At 68.9% G+C, this 18,436-nt stretch carries 9 protein-coding genes; all 9 read right to left on the bottom strand.

Going from position 1 to position 18,436, the window contains the following annotated elements; translation table 11 throughout:
• Positions 1–21: 21 nt before the first annotated feature.
• The gene (locus F5544_RS05115) at positions 22–1,068 is read right to left on the bottom strand and encodes a DUF6545 domain-containing protein (protein ID WP_167472099.1); all 1,047 of its coding nucleotides are present in this window, start codon (positions 1,066–1,068) and stop codon (positions 22–24) included.
• A 103-nt stretch (positions 1,069–1,171) separates the two neighbouring features.
• Entirely contained in the window at positions 1,172–1,933 is a 762-nt protein-coding gene (locus tag F5544_RS05110) for an ABC transporter permease (protein ID WP_167472098.1), read from the bottom strand.
• Positions 1,930–2,709 (bottom strand): ABC transporter permease, encoded by a 780-nt coding sequence (locus tag F5544_RS05105; RefSeq protein WP_238847094.1) that lies wholly within the window; start codon positions 2,707–2,709, stop codon positions 1,930–1,932. Before F5544_RS05105 ends, F5544_RS05110 begins: the two co-directional genes overlap by 4 nt.
• Entirely contained in the window at positions 2,706–3,653 is a 948-nt protein-coding gene (locus tag F5544_RS05100; protein ID WP_167472097.1) for an ATP-binding cassette domain-containing protein, read from the bottom strand. Before F5544_RS05100 ends, F5544_RS05105 begins: the two co-directional genes overlap by 4 nt.
• 89 nt (positions 3,654–3,742) lie before the next feature.
• Positions 3,743–6,772 carry a nocobactin polyketide synthase NbtC gene (gene nbtC, locus F5544_RS05095; RefSeq protein WP_167472096.1) on the bottom strand — a complete coding sequence of 1,010 codons (3,030 nt, stop codon included), beginning with the start codon at positions 6,770–6,772 and terminating at the stop codon, positions 3,743–3,745.
• Entirely contained in the window at positions 6,765–8,069 is a 1,305-nt protein-coding gene (locus F5544_RS05090) for a polyketide synthase (RefSeq protein ID WP_167472095.1), read from the bottom strand. Before F5544_RS05090 ends, nbtC begins: the two co-directional genes overlap by 8 nt.
• A complete protein-coding gene (locus tag F5544_RS05085) occupies positions 8,066–8,824 on the bottom strand; it encodes a thioesterase II family protein (RefSeq protein ID WP_167478996.1) in 759 nt (252 codons plus the stop codon). The genes F5544_RS05090 and F5544_RS05085 overlap by 4 nt, the downstream gene beginning before the upstream one ends.
• A 20-nt stretch (positions 8,825–8,844) precedes the next feature.
• Positions 8,845–14,943, bottom strand: a complete 6,099-nt coding sequence (locus tag F5544_RS05080; RefSeq protein WP_167472094.1) for a non-ribosomal peptide synthetase — start codon at positions 14,941–14,943, stop codon at positions 8,845–8,847.
• Positions 14,944–14,980: 37 nt separating this feature from the next.
• Positions 14,981–18,412 (bottom strand): non-ribosomal peptide synthetase, encoded by a 3,432-nt coding sequence (locus F5544_RS05075; RefSeq protein ID WP_167472093.1) that lies wholly within the window; start codon positions 18,410–18,412, stop codon positions 14,981–14,983.
• Between the last annotated feature and the right edge of the window lie 24 nt (positions 18,413–18,436).

The raw sequence follows: 18,436 nt of genomic DNA, 5'->3' as shown, positions 1-18,436 counted from the left end.
TATAGTTAGCTGATGTAACCATCAAGACCTCTCGGTACGCACCACACGCGGCCAGCACCGCGCCAGCGCCAACAGATGCTCGAGTTCGGCCCCCAGATCCCTGGCGATGAACCCGGGCCGGGCGGTGGCCGGAAGCGGTTCGCGGCCAAGCGATTCCACGCGCACGGCGTTGGCCAGCCAGCGCGCGTACTCCGCCGTCGAATCCCGTCGCTCACCCATGGGAACCCGCTGCTCCAGATGCATCAGCGCATCCCGGATCTCCACCACCATCCGGTAGCGCTGGGAGACCGAATCCCGCGCCACCCCGGCCGCCGGCCGCAGCACGACCTCGGGCACCGCCGCCGTGACATCCCGCCACAGCCGGTGCAGCCTACGCATATCCCGACCCGCCCGGTCCCAGCCCATCCGCTCGAGCAGCACATCCAGCAGCGGCACCCCGGTCAGCGCGATGACGGCCATGAAAATCAGGCACGCCGGGATGGTCCAGTCCCTGGCCGGGCTGACCAGCTCGCCGCCACAAAGCACGATTACCCCGCTGGCGATCGCGGAGTATCCCCACACCAGCGCGGCGAGCAGCAGCAGGCCGAACCACAGCCTGCCGCGGGTCGACCCATCGGCGGACCGGACCTCGCGCAGAGACTGCCGCGCGGTCCGCCCGGCCACCAGCAGCATCGGAATGTTGAAGATCGCCCAAACGACCAGGGTTTCCCAGGTGAGGCTCGATTCGGCAGGTCGCCCGATGATCAGCACCGCGACCGCGCCCGGCGCGCCGATGGCGTTGTACAGCAACTGCTTGCGCCGGGTGGTCCGAATATCTCCACCGTCGAAGAGCCGGACCACTCCGTAGAAGTTCGCCATGGCCATCACCCCGCAGGCGAGGAAGAGCCGATAGCCCGCATCCGCGAACGAGCGGCCGATACTGGCCTCATAGGCGATCAACGCCCCGAGTATCCAGCTCAGCGTGACATTGATCAGGCGATGCGCGGCGGTGTCGTTCAGCAGCAGCCAACGCCCGCAGGTGATCATCGCGGTGAAGACCGTCGCCAGTACCCCGACAGCGAACGGCACCGGCTGGTTCATCCGCGTCCGGGCAGCGCTCGGCTCGGATCGCTGATCGGTGGTGGCTCGGATTTCATCGGCCGTAACAGTAATTCATCGACCGGCACCCGTTTCAGCTCGTCGCGGCCTTGCGATAGCCGCGCACCGCGAGCAGGCCGAAGGCCAGCGCCAGCCCCGCCGACCAGGCGAGCGTCCTCAGCAGCGGGCCCGCGACCGGTCCGTCCAGCGTGAGCCCGCGCATCGCCTCGATGGCGCAGCTCATCGGCTGTGCCCGAACGATCGGCTGCAACCAGCCGGGATAGTTCGACACCGGGGCGAAACCCGAATTGAAGAACATACCGATCAACACGACGGCGGCGAAGATCTGCGCCACCTGATCGCCGATCCGGGAGACCCCGACCACGATCACCATCGGCGTCCAGCCCGCGATGACGAGCACCGGAACCAGCAGCGCACCGAGTGCACCGGGCACGCCGTGGTGGAAGCGCAGCCCGAGAACGAAGCCGACAAGCAGCACCACCGCGGCCGTCGCCAGCGCCCGAACGCATTCGGCGAGCAGCCGTCCGAGCAATCCGGCGGACCGGTGCACCGGCAGCACCCAGAAGCGCCGCAGCAGCCCGCTCTGCCGCTCGCCGTACAGCGAGATCCCCGTGCCCATCGCGCCGTACAGCGCCCCGGAGACCGCGATCATCGGGACGAAGCCGTAGATGGGTTCGCCGCCGCCCGCGGTGCGCAGCGATTTGCTCAACACCAGATCGAAGAGCAGGAGCAGCAGGATCGGCAGCACCAGTGTGGTGGTGAACACCTCCTGCTGCCTGCGCCAGCGCCGCAGCAGGCGACCCGTCTCGACCAGACTCTGCGCCACAAGGCTCATCGCCGCCGCCTTTCCACCCGAAGTGCGAACAGCGCCGCCGCGACCAGCAGACCCGCCGTCCAAACCACCGCGAGAACGACCTCGGATCCCGTTCTGCCGTCGGCGAGTTCGCGCAGCGCGGCGGTAACGACGGATACCGGCTGGTTGCGTGCGAAGGGCTGGATCCAGCCCGGGAACCCTTCCGCCGGAACGAAACCCGTCGAGGTCAACATCAGCAGCAGCTGCGGGACGAACAGCACGGTGCCGCCCAGTTCGGGATTGCCCGTCGCGGTTCCGAGCGCATCCGATGCCAGCACCACCGCGGCCCCGAACCCGAGCACCAATGCGATGAAGGCCGCACCGGTGCCGAAGCCGTGGAAGCGAAACCCGAAGGCAAGGCCGATGATCAGTGCACCAGCCAGTGCGGCGGCCGCGCGGACCGCGTTCGCCGACATCCGCGCGGCGGGCGGCACCCAGGGCAGCACGGGCATCGACCGCAACCGGGTTCCCATACCGCCCAACACTTCCCGGCCCGCGCGATCGGCGGCGAACATCGACGCGAAGAACATCGCCTGCAACGCGATCAACGGCAACAGGTATTGGGCGTAGTTCAGGCCGGTCGCCTCCATCGAACGGCGCAGCGGCACATGCACACAGACGAAGAAGGTGACCGGCGCGGTCGACGCGAGCAGCAGATCGCCCTCGCGCACCGCGGCCCGAATGCTGCGCTCGCTCAATGCCGTCCATTGCATGGTCGGTGGGACATGCAGCGCGGGGGTATTTTTCGCAATGGTCACGCCGACACCTGCGGCTTGGTGAGCTCGATGAACACCTCATCCAGCGATGGGCGGCGCAGCGCGATATCGATCAGCTCGATATTCGCCTCGGTGATCTGCCGCAGTGCCGCCGCGAGCGTCGCCGCACCGTCCGGTGCGGGCAGCGACACCCGGTCGCCGGATTCCGCGATGGTGACCTCCCCGATCTTGGACAGCAGCGCGGCCAACGCGGGCACCGTCGCCGCCTCGACCGGCACCACCTCGCACAGGCTCATCCCCGTGCGCGCCTTGAGCTGATCGGCGGTGCCCTCAGCGATCACCGCGCCCCGATCGACCACGATGATGTTGTCGCTCAACACATCCGCCTCCTCCAGGTACTGCGTGGTGAGCAGCACCGTGACGCCCTGCGCCTTGAGCGAACGGATCAGCGACCAAAGGCTCTGCCTACTCACCGGATCCAGTCCGGTGGTCGGCTCGTCGAGGAACACCACCCGCGGCGGACGGACCAGGCCGCACGCGATATCGATCCGCCGCCGCATCCCGCCGGAGTACTGGCCGACCCGCCGATCGGCGGCCTCCGTCAGCTCGAATTGTGCCAGTAGTTCATCGGCCCTGGCGCGAGCCGCCTTGCGGCGCAACCCCATCAGCCGCCCGAACAGCACCAGGTTCTCCCGGCCGGTGAGCATTTCGTCCAGCGCGGCGTACTGCCCGGTGAGCATGATCGAACCGCGCACCGCCGCGGCCTCGGTCACCACGTCGTAACCGGCCACTACGGCCCGGCCCGCGTCGGGCCGCACCAGGGTGGACAGCACCGATACGGTGGTCGTCTTCCCCGCGCCGTTCGGTCCGAGCACGCCGAGCACGGTGCCGGCCCGCGCGGTGAAGCTGATGCCCCGTAGCGCGCGCACCGCGCCGAACGATTTCTCGACGGATTCGACCACGATCGCCAGTTCCGTGTCCGCCACCCTGCTCTCCGTTTCGTTTGTCGCACTTGACTTTTCGTCGGCCGACCGATGCCCTGCGGCACGCATGATGGCGGCCGAGCTCCCGGGTATCAATGGGCGAGCAGCCCGACCACCTCGTCCAGCGACGCGCCGCCGAGGATCGCGGTCACCGGCAGTTCGCGCCGCAGGTCGGCCTCGATTCGCTTGCGCAGATCCAGGGCCTGGAGGGAATCCAGCCCCAGCGCGACCAGCGGTGTCGACCCGTCGATCGTCGCATCGGCGTCCATACCCATCACCTCACACAGCGCGAAACGCACTCGGTCGGCCGTGTTTTCGGCGATATTTCGCGTCGGCGTCGCTGCGGCGGCAGCCGGTACCGGCGACGGGTCCGGGCGCGGCGCCTTATCCGCCAGACGTTCGAAAAGCGGTGCCAGTCCGATGAATTCGGTCACCGCGCGAACAGTCGGCCAATCGGCCGCCGCGACAAGGCGATTCGCGGCGTGCGTGGTCAGGCCGAGTTCGATCGCGGCCGCGGGATCCATCGCCGACAGCCCGGTGCCGTCGGTGCGGGCGAGCGCCTCCTCGCGTCCGTGGCCGACCGCGGGCCACAGACCCCACTGCACCGAGGTACAGGCGATCCCCCGCGCGCGCCACCCGCTCGCCATCGCGTCGAGCATCCGGTTCAGCGCACCGTAGATCAGATTGCCGCGCCCGCCGACCGTCGCGGTCAACGACGAGCAGAGCACCACACGTCCATCATTCGACAGCGGCACGTGCCGGATCACTCGGTCGATGCCGAGGATCTTCGGCGCGGCGGCGGCCCGCACCGCGGCGGCGCCGTCCTCGGCCGCCGCGACATAGTCGACCGCGGCGTGCACGATCAGATCGGCCGGACGCGCCCGGAATTCCGCGCCGAGCGCGCGTACCTGCTCCTCATCGGTGATATCGCAGGTCCGAATCGCGATCTCGGTCGCGGCGCCGCGAATCCGCTCGATCCGCCGGACCGCGTCCGCATCGCCCCCGGACCGGCTCACCAGCGTGATCCGCCCGGCGCCGCGACGGGCGAAGTATTCACAGAACTCGACGCCGAGCTTGCCGGTGCCGCCGATCACCAGCACCTCGCCCAGGTCGGCGGCGCGCAGCGGCCGCCCGGCGGCCTCGTCGGTGGCGATCAGGCGCTTGACGTATACGCCGCCCGCGCGGCAGGCGATCTCCGGTTCCGCGGCAATGTGAATCGCGCCGACGAGCGCCTTGGCCGAGTCGACGATCGGCCCGCCTGCGGGCAGATCCAGGTGCCGGAACGCCGTGCCCGGTCGCTCGACGGCCAGCGCGCGGAATCCGGCTTGCGCCGCCGCCTGCCACGTATCGACGACATCGTCGGGGTCCACCTGCTCGCTACCGCCGGTCACCAGCCACACGTCGCCGATTCCGTCGAGTTCCGGCAGCCACGAACGGTCGCCGAGGAATTCGGCGAGCTCGGCCACCGCGGCCTCGATATCAGCGTCGCAGCGGCGGGGCAGCAGTATCACGGCCGTATCCGGCGTGCCGTCGAGCTTCGCGCCGTGACGCGGGGCGACGGCGCGAATCGCTTCGGCGAGTTCGGTATTCGCGCCGCTCGGATCGACGATGGCGATGGTCCGTGGGCGGACCAGGCTGCGCCGATCCAGCCGGATCCACTGTTCGACCAACCGCTCGGGTTTCGCGAATTCCGTTGTGGCAGCGGCAACCTCGTCATGCTGCTGCCGATATTCGAACGGCGCCCATAGCGTCTTCGAATTCATCTGGGTGTTCGGGAAGTCGAGCAGCGGCAACCGGGGCCGGTCGTCGGCGGTCTTGTGCCGCAGCGTCTGCCACGGATAGTTCAGGTCGTTGACCGCGACGGTCGCCAGGTTGCGGGTGAATTCGCCGAGGGTTTCCGCGGTGCGGCGCGCGGTCGCGATGGCGTGGTAGTCGCGGGGTGGGGCCAGCGTGGCCAGGTTCTCCTGCACCGCCAGCAAAAGTGTTGGGTGATCGGCGATTTCGACGAAGGTGTCGACGCCGCGCGCCGCGGCCGCTGCGATGGCCTGATCGAAGCGGACCTTGTTCCGGAGATTCCAGTACCAGTAGTCGCCCACCGGTAGATCCGGGGTGATGGCATCGCCGAGGGTGCCGCCGAGGCAGTCGATTTCGGTGGCGGCGAAGACCGGGCTATCCAGCTTGTCGGTCAGGCTTTCGCAGAATTCGGTGCGATATTTGCTGACGTAGGAGGTGTGCGCCGGGTAGGAGACGCGAATTTCCTTGGCGAACTTGCCGTCCGCGTTCAACGTGGCGACCACGTCGGCGACCATTTCCCGCTCGCCGGAGATGGCGAGGATATGCGCGGAGTTCACCACCGAAAGTTCGGCCCAGCCCGAATTGCGGGCCAGCAGCCGCTCGCACTCCTCGCGATCGACGCCGACGACGGCCATCGAATAGACACCGGAGAAGCCGCGCTCGTTGGCCAGCTCGTCGACCAGGTTGGCGCGCAACGTGACGACTCGGATGCCGTCGGCCAGCGAGATCAGCCCCGAGACGCATGCGGCGGCGATCTCGCCCTGGCTGTGGCCGACCGTGACGGCGGGCGCGACCCCCGCCGCGCGCCACATCGCCGCGAGCCCGATCATCTGCATGAAAAGCGCGGGCTGCACGATGCGGACGTCGTCGGCCATACCGCCGTCGTCGAGCAGGTAGGCGAGCGGCGAAATCCGGTACAGCCGTTGGAATTCCGCCTCGCATTCGTCGACCGCCGCCCGGAATACCGGCGAATGCTCGTAATACGGCCGTCCCATGCCGGGCCGCTGACTGCCCTGGCCGGGGAATACGTAGCCGATCTTGCGGGCCGTCGCGGATTTCGCGGTGCGCACCACCGCGGGATGCGCCGCGCCCGACACCACCGCGGCCAGCGCGGCGCACAGCTCGGCCCGGTCGGATGCCAGCACCAGCGCGCGGTGACGGCACGCCGTGCGGGTGCGGAAGATCATGTCCGCCACCGCATCCGGTGTGAGGCCGGGCCGGGATTCGAGATAGGCCAGCAGCGCGGCGGCCTCGCGGCGCAGCGCATCGTCGGTATCCGAGCACACCAGGACCGGCACGCGCCCATCGGGCAGCAGATAACTAGACATGGAGTTCCTCTTCCAGTACCGGCATGGCGAGCACCGCGTGTGCGTTGGTGCCCGAGACGCCGAAGGAGGACACGGCCGCGTACCGGACGCCGTCGATCGGCGCCCAGTCATCCGGCCTCGCGGCCAGGCGCAGGCCGGAGGTCGCCCAGTCGACCGCGCTGGTCGGGTTGTCGGCGAATCTGGTCGGCGGTATCCGGCCGTGCAGACCGCTCAGCAGTACCTTGATCAGGCCGAGCAGACCTGATGCGGCCTGCGCGTGCCCGAGATTCGATTTGACCGAGCCGAGCCGCCCTGCGGAGTAAACCTCTTGCAGGGCAGCCAATTCCAGCGGATCGCCGACCGTGGTGCCGGTGCCGTGCCCCTCGATCAGACCGACCAGCTCGGGTTCGATACCCGCCGCCGCGACGGTCGCCCGGATGAGGCGCACCTGTGCGGCTTTGCTCGGCACCGCGATCGGCGCACCCTTGCCGTTGTGATTCACCCGCGTCGCGAGTACCCGGCCGTATACCCGATGGCCGAGCCGTTCGGCGCGTGATTCCCGTTCCAGCACAACGACTCCGGCACCCTCGCCCCAGAGTGTTCCGGTCGCGTCGGCCGAATACGGCTTGCACTGACCGTCGATGGACAGCGCGTTGTTCTTCGAGAATTCGAAAAACGCCGCGGGCGAACCCATCACGCACACGCCACCGGCCAATGCCCAATCACACTCGCCCGCCCGGATCGCCGCGGCGGCCAGGTGCACCGCCGAGATCGATGACGCGCACGCGGTATCCACCGTCATCGACGGCCCGATCAGGCCGAAACAGTGCGAGATCCGCCCGGCCACCGCGCCGAGCGCGGTACCGGTCACCCGGTAGCCGGTGTACTCGTTCACCGCGGCGGCGTGCGGACCGTATTCGGTATACGACGCGCCGAAGTAGCAGCCGACCTCCGCTCCGGCCAGCTCACGGGGATTGATGCCCGTGTTCTCCAGCGCACGCCACGCCACGCGCAGCGCCACCCGCTGCTGCGGATCCATCGCGACGGCCTCGCGTGGCGTGATACCGAATAGGGCGGGATCGAATTCCGTTGCCTCGGTGAGGAACCCACCGGCGTTCGACACATGCCGCCAGCCCTCCCGCGCACCGAGCGAAAGGATCTCATCGATCGGCCAGCCGCGATCGCGCGGGAACGGCCCGATCAGATCGCGGGATTCGGCGATCGCCGCCCAGTAGTCGGCCAGGGTGTGCACACCGCCGGGCGCCTCGACCGCCATGCCCGCGATGACTATCGGGTCGGCAATGTCGTACGCACTCATCGGCGCACCGAAACCGGTTCGGCCGAGAGCAGTTCGGCGATGTCCGCGACATGGTCGTGCAGGTAGAAGTGGCCGCCGTCGAACAGCGTCACGGCCAACTCACGATCCGTATGCCGCTGCCACTCGTACAGGTCGCCCATCGTGACGTGCTCGTCGTCGCTACCGCCCATGGCGTGGATATCGGTGCGCAGCAGCACATCCTGCCCGCAGGCGTAGGCATCGAAGGCGCGGTAGTCGGCCTTCAGCACCGGCAGGGTCATCCGCATCAGCTCCCGGTTCGTCAGCACATCGGCACCGGTTCCGTTGAGCCCGACGAGGTGATCGAGCAGCTGCTCGTCCTCGGTGGGATGCGGCGGCAGGTCTGCCACCAGCCAGGGCGCGACCGCCCCGGATACCGCGAGCAGCCGGATCGGGAGCCCGGCGGCCTCGGCCAGCCTGGCGAATTCGAAGGCGACGAGCGCACCCATGCTGTGCCCGAAAAGCGTAAGGGGCGCACCACTATCGAGGGACGATGAGCGGAATTCGGCGAAGGCGCCCGCCGCGATCTCGGGCAGCGTACCCAGCGCGGGTTCGTGCGCCCGATCCTGACGGCCCGGATACTGGAACAGGGTGACGTCGAACCGCTCGCTCAGCACCTTGGAGAACGGACGGTAGATCGACGCGCCACCGCCGGCGTGCGGGAAGATGAGCAGCGGCGCCGGATCCTCGGCACGTGGACGGTGGAACTTCCTGAGCCAACCTGGTGTTTGCACGATTTCTCCTAGATCGCCTTGCGTCACTGCCACATTCGCCGCATCAGCAGCGCCGCCATGTCGTCGTCGGTCAGCACCGGCGCCGCGCCGATCGCCGCATCGGGGTCGGCGGCGATGCGGTGCAGTGCATTTCGGAAGGCGGTTTCGACGATCTCGGCCTCGCCCGCGTCGAACGCGTCCTCGGCGTAGAAGATCATCACCCGCGTCCCGGCGCCCGGCAGCAGCGAATTGGCCGGGAAAACCATGAGCAGCAGGGCATTGTCGGTGGCACCGCCGCCCTCGAAGGAGACCAGGTCCAGGCCGCCGTCGGTGAGCAGCCGCGCGAGTTCGTCGCGCCCCGGCGGGTACGACTGAAGCACGAACATGCTGTCGAACAACTTGCGCGCGCCCGCGGCCCGCAGCGCCGAGGTGAGCCGGAACTGGTGGTGTTCCAGCAGATCCAACCGGATGCGTTGCGCCTCGGCCAGTTTCGCCCGCCAGCTGGCGGCCGGATCCAGCTCGACGACCACCGGGATGGTGTTCACGAAGCAGCCGATGGCGGTGTCGACATCGTCCAGGTCGGCGGGCCTGCCGGAAACCACCTCGCCGAACACCACCGAATCGTTCCCGGTGACGCACCGCAGCACGCTCGCCCACGCCAGCTGGCAGATCATGCTGAAGGTGGTGCCGAGTTCGGCGGCCAGCCCGGTCAGCCGCTCGACCACCGCGGGGTCGACGGTGAAGTCCCGTGCCGCTGGTACGCCGCCCGCGCCTGGCACCCGATTCGGCGCGACGACGCACGGCTCGGCTCGGCTCAGATAACCCTGCCACGCCGCCTCGGTCGCCGCGGCCCCGCGTTCGAGGTGGGTGAGGAAGCGGGCGAAAGTGTCCGGCTTGCCGAGTGGTTCGGCGGCGCCGTCGCTGAAGTAGTCGGCAAAGATCTCCCGCGGCAACAGCTGACCCGACCAGCCGTCGGTCAGGATGTGGTGCAGGGTGAGCATCAGCAGGTGTTCACCGCCGGGCAGGTGGATCACCACGGCGCGGATCAGCGGGCCGACGGAAAGGTCGAACGGTTCGGCCAGATCGGTGTCGAAATAGGCTCGCACCTTCGCTTTCGGATCCGCGGCCGCGGTGTAGTCGAGCTCGGCGACCGGGATCGGAACGTGGTCGGTGACGATGCCGTACGGCTGCCCGCTATGCGAAACCGAAACCACCACACGCAGATTCGGGTACCGGTTCAGCACGGTGTCCAGCGAACGGCGCAGCCTCGGCATATCGAGTTCGCCGCGGACGGTGATCATCGTCTGCACCGTGTACAGGTCGCGGCCCGCGGTGCTCAGCGCGGTGTAGTACAGGCCGGCCTGCATCGGCGCGAGCGGGTACACGTCTTGGAAGGAACCGTATTTCGCCAGCCACCGATCCAGATCGGACTGGGTGACGCCGGTGGCGAGCACATCGCTCGGCGTGAGCCGCCGAATCGGATCGGCCCGCAACGCATCCGCCAGCTCGCGCAGTCCGGACACCCACAGCTCGGCGAGTTCGCGTACCGCGCCTTCGCCGATCGCGCCGGACGGGTAGCGGAACGACGCGCGCAGCACGGGCTCGTCACCGTCGGTGAGCGTCACGGTGTTGATATCCAACAGCGCGGGCGCGGACATGGTGTCGTTCGCGTTGCCGCCGAGGTACCCGAATTCCGGTGCGGCGGACCAATCCTCGACCGGACCGGCGGCGGTGGGCGCGGCGAACCGGCCCATGTAATTGAAGCTCAGCTGCGGTGCACCGTACCGCGCCAAGGTATTCCGGGCCTCCGGGTGCAGCCTGCGCAGCAGACCCCAGCCGATGCCGGAGTCCGGCACGGCGAGCAACTGCTCCTTCACCGCCTTGACCGCGCCGACCATATCCGGCTCGGCCCCGACCGTGAGCGCTACCGGGTACGCGGTGGTGAACCAGCCGACCGTGTTGGCGAGATCCACACCGGCGAAGAGGTTTTCGACACGGCCGTGCCGTTCCATGGTGAGCGCGACGGCCTCGGTGTCGGTGCCGTGCGCCGCGCGATACCGACGAACGGCAACGGCCAGCGCGGCCACCTGGATGTCGAGGAAGTCGCAGCCGAACAGCTGGGCCGCGGTGGTCATCAGGTACCCGGTCTCGACGGCGCCGAGCTCTGCGGTGATCTCGGCGACGGTCGCGACGGTGTCGACGGCCGGATCGAAGGCGCGGGCGCCGAGCGGCGGGTCCGGGCATTCGGCGGCGCGAATCCAGAACGGGAGTTCGGCCGCCATGACCTCGGACCCGGCGTGGCGCAGCAGCTCCGTATTCCAGGCCTGCACCGAAGTGCCCTGTCCCGCGGTCGAATACGTCTCGTTCGCCCACAGCTGGCGCAGGTCATCGTTGATGATCCGCCACGAGACCCCGTCCACCACCAGGTGATGCAGCACCAGCAGCAGCCGACCGAATGCGTGATCGTCGGTGCGCACCCACGCCGCGCCCACCATGCGTCCGGCCGCCGGATCCAGCGCCGCGCTGAGTTCACACACCTGTGCGCTCAATGTCGCGGCCGCGGTTTTATCCCATGCGGCACGGTCGATTTCGATCTCGACCAGCGCCGGATAGTCGAACGGCTCGTCCGCGGTCGGCACGTAGTACGCGAGCGCGCCATCCGGGTCACGGGCGATCCGGGCGCGCAGCAGCGGATGCCGGTCGACGATCTCTTCGACCATCGTCTCCAGCCGGTCGAACGAGCTCTCGGCCGGCGTCACCACCGCGGTGGCCTGGCTGTACGCGGAGTAGTCCGCATTCCCCGTGACCAGCTGCGCCGCAATCGGGTTCAGCGGAATCCAGCCGGTGCCGTCACCCACCTCCGCGATCACGGCCGCCTCGGTATCGGCCGGTGCGGTGGCCGCGGCGATGGCCGAGATGGTGCGCGCCTCGAATAGCGCGCTGGTGGTGATGAGCAGCCCGCGCTTCTTCAGCCCGGACGCCATACGGATGGCGCTGATGGAATCGCCGCCGAGCGCCAGGAAGTCGTCGTCGGCAGCCAATTCGGTGGTCGCGGGCAAGCCGAGCACCTGCCGGATCACCTCGGCCACAGCGTGTTCCGCCGAGGCGCGGAGCGCGCGACCGCGGCCGGTGTCGTTCAGATCCGGCACCGGCAGCGCTTTGCGGTCGAGTTTGCCGTTGGCGGTCAACGGCAACTCGGCCAGCCGCACCAGCGCGGCCGGGATCATGTAGTCGGGCAGCCGATCGGCCAACTGCCGCCGGATCGTCTCGGCGTTCGCGTCCTCGGCGCCGGTGACCAGCGGCGAATCCGGTTCGGGCACATAGTAGGCGACCAATGCCGCGCCCCCGGCGCGCCGGACGGCGACGGCAGCGGCCGCCGCGATGCCGTCCACCTGGCGCAGCACCGAGCCGACCTCACCGAGTTCGATGCGGTGGCCGCGGATCTTGACCTGATCGTCGGCCCGGCCCAGGTATTCCAGGCTGCCGCTGGGATGCCAGCGCACGATATCGCCGGTGCGGTACATCCGCGCGCCCGGCTCGTCGGCGAACGGGCACGCGACGAAGGCGGCCGCGCTCAGGCCCCGCCTGCGGTGGTAGCCCTGGGCCAACTGCACGCCGCCGAGATACAACTCGCCGGTGACGCCGGGCGGCACCTGACGCAGCCGCTCGTCCAGCACGTAGACCGACGAATTCCATTCGGGCAGACCGATCAATGCCGACCGGAACTCCGCCGGCCGGGCCAGTGCGCCCGCGAAATCCTCGTGGGTGAGGTCCATGGCCGCCTCGGTCGGGCCATACAGTCCGAGCACCGTTCCACCGAAGACCCGGCTCGCCTCCTCGACCAGCGGCGGCGGTACCGCCTCGCCGCCGAGATAGACGAATCGCATGGAGCGCAGCCGATCCGGATCCGGGTTGGCGTCGAGGAAGGCGCGGACCACGCTCGGCACCAGCGAGATCTGGGTGATGCGGTGGCGGTGGATGATTCCGGCCAGCGCCTCCACGTCGGCCTGCCACCAGTCCGGCGGCGGCAGCACCGTCGCCGAACCGGTGCACAGCGCGTTCACCAGTTCGAATACCGAGACGTCGAAGCCGATCGGCGCCTTCTGCAGAATGCGCTCGACGCCGAACCCGAGGTAGTCGCGCATCCACTGGACGTGGTTGGCCACCGCCCGGTGGTTGATCACCACGCCCTTGGGCCTGCCCGTCGTGCCCGAGGTGTACAGCAGGTAGGCAGCGTCGAGTGGGTGGATCGGGCGGGTGAGCTCGTCCGGTCGCAGCGACGAATCATCGTGTCGGGCAAGCTGTTCCGTCACGGCCGGATCGTCGAGGTCGAGCACCGGCGTAGCATGCGGATACCCGCCGGAGGTGGATACGACCACAACGGTGGATTCGGCATCGCCGAGCAGATATTCGATGCGATCGGCCGGGTAGCTCGGATCGATGGGCACATAAACCGCGCCCGCCCGCAGTACCGCGGCGAATACCACCGGCAGCCGTTCGCTGCGCTCGGCGTATACGCCGACCCGATCGCCGACCCGCACACCGCGTTCGATCAGCAATCGCGCGAGTCCATTGACCCGCGAATCGAATTCGGCATAGGTGAGCTCGATGTCACCGAATACCACGGCAATCCGGTCCGGGTAGGTGATGGCCGAATGCCGGATCATCGCGTCGACCGTCGGACGTTCGATCGGCACGACGCCGCCCCGCGACCAGGTTTCCACCGCGGCTCGGTCGGCGGGCGAGAGCACGAGCAGCCGGTCCAGCGGCGTGTCCGCGGTGGCGTCGGCCAGCGTGCGATCGATGTAGTCGTGCAGTCGCTCGATTGTCGACGCATCGAAAAGGTCCGTGCGGTAAGTGATCTGGACGTCGACCCGGTCGGCGTGCATGAACGCCTCGACCGCGATTGGCAACAGCGCGGCCCCGTGGTCGGCCAGCTGCCAGCTGGTGGTCGCACCGGGCAGCCGCGGTCCGTCGATCTGCTGGTGCAGGAACAGCACCATGGTGTCGAACAGGCGTGAGCCGACATTGCCCGTCGCCCGGTTCACCGCACGAACCAGCATCTCCTGCGGAAAATGCTTGTGCCGGAAGGCCGCAGCGGTCACCGAGCGCACCTGCTCGATCAGCGCGCCGAAGGTCGGCGCGCCCGCGGTGAACCGCAGCGGCAGCATATTGCTGAGGTTGCCGATCAGCTGGTCCATACCGGACTCTTCGCGATTGGCCACCGTGGTGCCGACGACGATCTCGGACTGTCCGGTCATCCGGCGCAGCGCGACGTAGTACGCGGCGAGGAAGACGGTGAACGGCGTCGCGCCCGAATTCGCGCTCAGCGCGCGCAGATTCGCGTCGGCGGCGGCGCTGAGCAGCCGGTCCAGCCGGGTGCCGCGCTCGGTGACGGTGGCGGGCCGCCGGTTGTAGGGCAGTTGCAGTTCGGGCACCTCACCGTCGAACTGTCCGGCCCAGAATGCCTCCGCCGCATGGTGGTCCGTCTCGGCGAAGCGATCCTGCTCCCATTCCGCGAAATCGGCGACCTGTCTGCGCAGCGGTTCCACCCGCAGCGAATCCGTCAGCGCCGCACGGTAGAACCGCTCGATATCCCGCGAAAGAGCGGGCAGCGTCATACCGTCCCATGCGATGTGCTGAATCACCAGCACCACGACCACGGTGTGCGGATCGCGGCGCACGAAGGTCAGCCGCATCGAGGATTCCCGTGACAGATCGAAGGTTTCCGTCGCGGCCGCCGCGACCAGTTCGTCGAGCTCACGTGCCGCGTCCGCCTCGGCAAGCCCGGCGAGGTCGACATCGCGCACCCGCGGCGGCAGTTCGGCGTGTATCAGCTGGTAGGGCTCGCCCTGCTCGTCGTTGTGGTAGGTGGTGCGCAGTACCTCGTGCCGCTCGGCGAGTGCGTCGAAGGCGCGGCGCAGCGCGATGCCGGACACCTCACCGGTGAAAGTCAGTGCGAGGCAGAGATTGTAGGCGGTGCTTTCCGGCGCGATCTGCTGGTGCGCCCACACGTAGCGCTGCCCGAACGAGAGGGCAGCGCGGGTGGGGTCGCGCCGCACCGGCACTCCGGGCGCGGTGTCCAGCCCCTCCTGGGCGAGCCGGACCCGCATCGCCTCCTGTAGGTCTTCCAGCGATCGCATCTACGTCAAACCAATCCTTCGTCGACAACCAGTGCGGCTATACCGGGGCGGGCTCGGGCACCCGCACCTCGGCCAACTCCAGCAGAATTCGGCAAACCTGTTCCAGCCGTTGCGGATTCGCCTCCGTAGCGCGCAACCCGGCGGCGATACCGCGCACGGTGCGGCCGTCGAAGACGCCGGTGACCCCGAAATCGGATACCGCGAGCAGGCCGCGAATCTGTCCGGTGAACCGCGTCGCCAGGATGGAATCGCCACCGGCGTCGAAGAAGTCGGTCTCGACTCCGATCCGCTCGGCGCCGAGCACCTGGGCGGCAATGAATTCCACCGCCGCCTCCACCGCATCGGCGGGCGCCACGTATGCCGCGCGGGCGGCGGGGTCGTCCGCGCCGAGCGCGCGGCGGATGGCGGCCCGGTCCAATTTGCCGTTCGCGGTCAGCGGGAGATCCGCGCGCACCTCTAGCCGGTCCGGAATCATATAGCTGGGCAACATCTTTCGCAGTGCCGCGGTGATCTCGTCGGCGAGGGCCGTCGCGCGCACCGCGGCCGCCAACCGGCCCGCCTCGGTGCGCAGTGCCACGGCCTCGTCCACCCCGGGCAGCGCGGCGAGCGCGGATTCCACCTCGCCGAGTTCCACCCGGTAGCCGCGGATCTTCACCTGATGATCCGCGCGGCCGAGGAAGTCGACGGTACCGTCGGGCAGGTAGCGCGCCAGATCGCCGGTGCGATACCAGCGCACGCCCGCCGATTCGACGAATCGGTCGGCGGTGCGCTCTGGATCGCCGCGGTAACCGTCGGCGACGCTCGCGCCGCCGATCCACAGCTCGCCGGGCACCCAATCCGGGCAGTCCTCGCCGCGCTCGTTGACCACCCGCAGCCGCACATTGGCCAGCGGCTTACCGTATGGCACATTGGCCCATTCGGCCGGGAAGTCGTCGGTGACCTCGCATACGGTCGAATGGATCGCGGTTTCGGTGGTGCCGCCGAGCCCGACGAAGCGCAGCCCCGGCACGGTTGACCGAAGTCGCTGCGCCAGTTGCGTTTTCACCCGATCGCCGCCGGTTAGCACGAGGCGCAGGGTGGTCAGCTGGTCCGGCGTCGCGGTATCGGCGAGCATGGTGACCAGCCCCGGCGCGCAATTCAGCACGGTGACACCGGCTTCGGCGATGAGCTCGGCCCAGGCCGCCGCGTCACGCTCGCTCGCGGTATCGACACAAACCAGCGCGCCGCCGCGGGACAGCGGGCCGAAGATGTCGTACACCGACAGGTCGAAGCCGAGCGCGGACAGCCCGATCGTGCGATCGTCCGCGCCGATGCCGAAGCGGGTGTCGATGGCGTCGATGGTGTTCGCCGCCGCGCGGTGACTCACCTCGACGCCCTTGGGCTCGCCGGTGGAGCCCGAGGTGAACAGCACGTATGCCACCGCGTCCGGATCGGTGTCGTGCGGGCGCGGCAGCCGCGAATCGGTCAGCGCATCGGCGAGCGGCAGGGCGGTCACCCCGTCCGGCACACCCGTTACGTCCTCGACCAGCGCCACGGACACGTTGCCGCGCAACAGGATTCGGTCGCGGCGCAGATTCGGCTGATCGGTACCGATCGGCAGGTAGGCAGCGCCCGCGGCGAGCACGCCGAGCACCGCTGGGATCTGCCGGTGGCCCTTGGGCAGGATGACCGCGACGGTGTCGCCGGGACGCACGCCCGCCTCGGTCAGCGCGTGTGCCACCGCGAGCGCCTGATCGGCCAGTTCGCCATAGTCGAGCGTGCCGCCGTCGCGCCAGCGCAGCGCGGTCCGCTCCGGCTGTCGCCGGGCCAGTTCGAAAAACGCGCCGTGCAGGGTGCGCGTGCCGAGCTCGAATGCGCTGTCGTTGGCCGCCGCCCGCACCGCGCGCTGGTCGGCGGGCAGTTCGACCCGCAGGTCCGCGGTCCAGTCGGCATCCGGTTCGACCAGCGCGTCCAGCGTGCGGCGGAACTGCTCGAACATCGCGTCGGCCACACCGGCGGGCAGCGCGTCGCGGCGGATATCCCAGTTCACCAGCAGGCCGCCGTGCAACTCGACCACCTGCGCGTCCAGATCGACCTGCGGACCCTGCGAGAGGATCCACACGGGTGTGCCCAGCGTCCGAATCACCCGCTCGGAGAACAGTTCTCCGAGATCGAGGCCGGAGGTGAACACCACCGACGGCGTCACCGGCGCGCCGCGCAGCCGCCCGAGATCGCGCAGCACGTCCAGCCCTTCGTAACCGGAATGCGCCGCGCAGGTGTGCAATTCGCGCTGCAGCCGCTTGGCCCGCGCCACCATCGACTCGCCGACACTCGCGTCGACATCGACCAGCACCGAATTGGTGAAATCGCCGACGACCCGGTCGATCTCGTCGTGCAGCGGCTCGCGGTTGAACAGCGGCACATTCAGCAGGAAGCGCTGGCGGGCCGACCAGCGGGCGATCACCTCACCGAAGACGGTGGCCAGTGCGACCGCGGGCGTGACGCCGTGACCGTGTGCCTTCGCATGCAGCCGGGCCTTGGCCGCGGCATCGAACCAGTGGTGCAGCCGGATGCTGCGGGACGGGTCGCGCCGCTCGCTCTCCGGCAGCACCGGCAGCGACGGGATGTCGGGCAGTTCGGGCAGTTTGCGCTCCCACCACTGCCGGTCGGCCGAATTATCTTGTGTGGTGCGCTCTTTGGCAGACAGATAGTCGCGGAAGGTGTAACCGACCGGATTCGGGTCGGCGGTGTCGGATTCGTACAGCGCGGCGAGGTCGTCCAGGATCCTGCGGTAGCTCTGGGCGTCGGCGGCGACCATATCGACGTCGAGGTGCAGGCGATGGCCGCCATCCGGCAGCAGCGTGACCGCGATATCGACAACCCGGCCCGCCGCGATATCCATCCGCTGGTGGCTCTTGTCCTGCCGAATCCGCGCCAATTCGGTTGCGGCGACTTCCGGGTCGGCTCCGGCGAGATCGGTGATCGTGCACACCGGCAGCGGCGGCTCCGGCATGATCCGCTGGGTGCCGCTGTCCAGGAACTGCGCGCGCAGCATGTCGTGCCGCCGCAGCAGCCGCTCGGCCGCCCGCCGCAGCCGCTCGGCATCCATTCCGGCGCCGTCGAATTCGACGTAGAGGTGGGCGGCGACGCCGCCGAGGCGCTGATCCTGCCTGCGGCCGACCCAGTAGGCGTGCTGCATGGTGGCCAGCGCGAATTCATCTGTGCCGGAACGACTTTCCTCGGTGCCGGGCTGGTCCGGTGCGGCCGATTCGGGTACGCCGAGCAGCCCGGCCCATGCGCCGATGGTCGGTTCCAGGGCGAGGCTCGAACTGCGCACGTCGTAGCCCTGCTTGCGCCACTTCGACGCGAGGCGCATGAGCATCATCGAGTGCATACCCAGGCTCACCAGGTCGTCGTCGTCACCGATCGTCTCCTGAGCGATGCCGAGATTCTCCGCGACGATCGCGCGAATTTCCGCCTTGCCGAGCATCAGACTCCTCGTAACCGTATCCGA

Source organism: Nocardia arthritidis (assembly GCF_011801145.1).
Taxonomy (GTDB): domain Bacteria; phylum Actinomycetota; class Actinomycetes; order Mycobacteriales; family Mycobacteriaceae; genus Nocardia; species Nocardia arthritidis_A.
This window is presented reverse-complemented; position numbering and strand designations above follow the sequence as displayed.

Bases quoted from the DNA above. Each gene is read 5' to 3' on its own strand.
- F5544_RS05075 (WP_167472093.1), bottom strand. From the start codon at position 18,412: ATGCTCGGCAAGGCGGAAATTCGCGCGATCGTCGCGGAGAATCTCGGC.
- F5544_RS05090 (WP_167472095.1), bottom strand. From the start codon at position 8,069: ATGAGTGCGTACGACATTGCCGACCCGATAGTCATCGCGGGCATGGCG.
- nbtC (WP_167472096.1), bottom strand. From the start codon at position 6,772: ATGTCTAGTTATCTGCTGCCCGATGGGCGCGTGCCGGTCCTGGTGTGC.
- F5544_RS05080 (WP_167472094.1), bottom strand. From the start codon at position 14,943: ATGCGATCGCTGGAAGACCTACAGGAGGCGATGCGGGTCCGGCTCGCC.
- F5544_RS05110 (WP_167472098.1), bottom strand. From the start codon at position 1,933: ATGAGCCTTGTGGCGCAGAGTCTGGTCGAGACGGGTCGCCTGCTGCGG.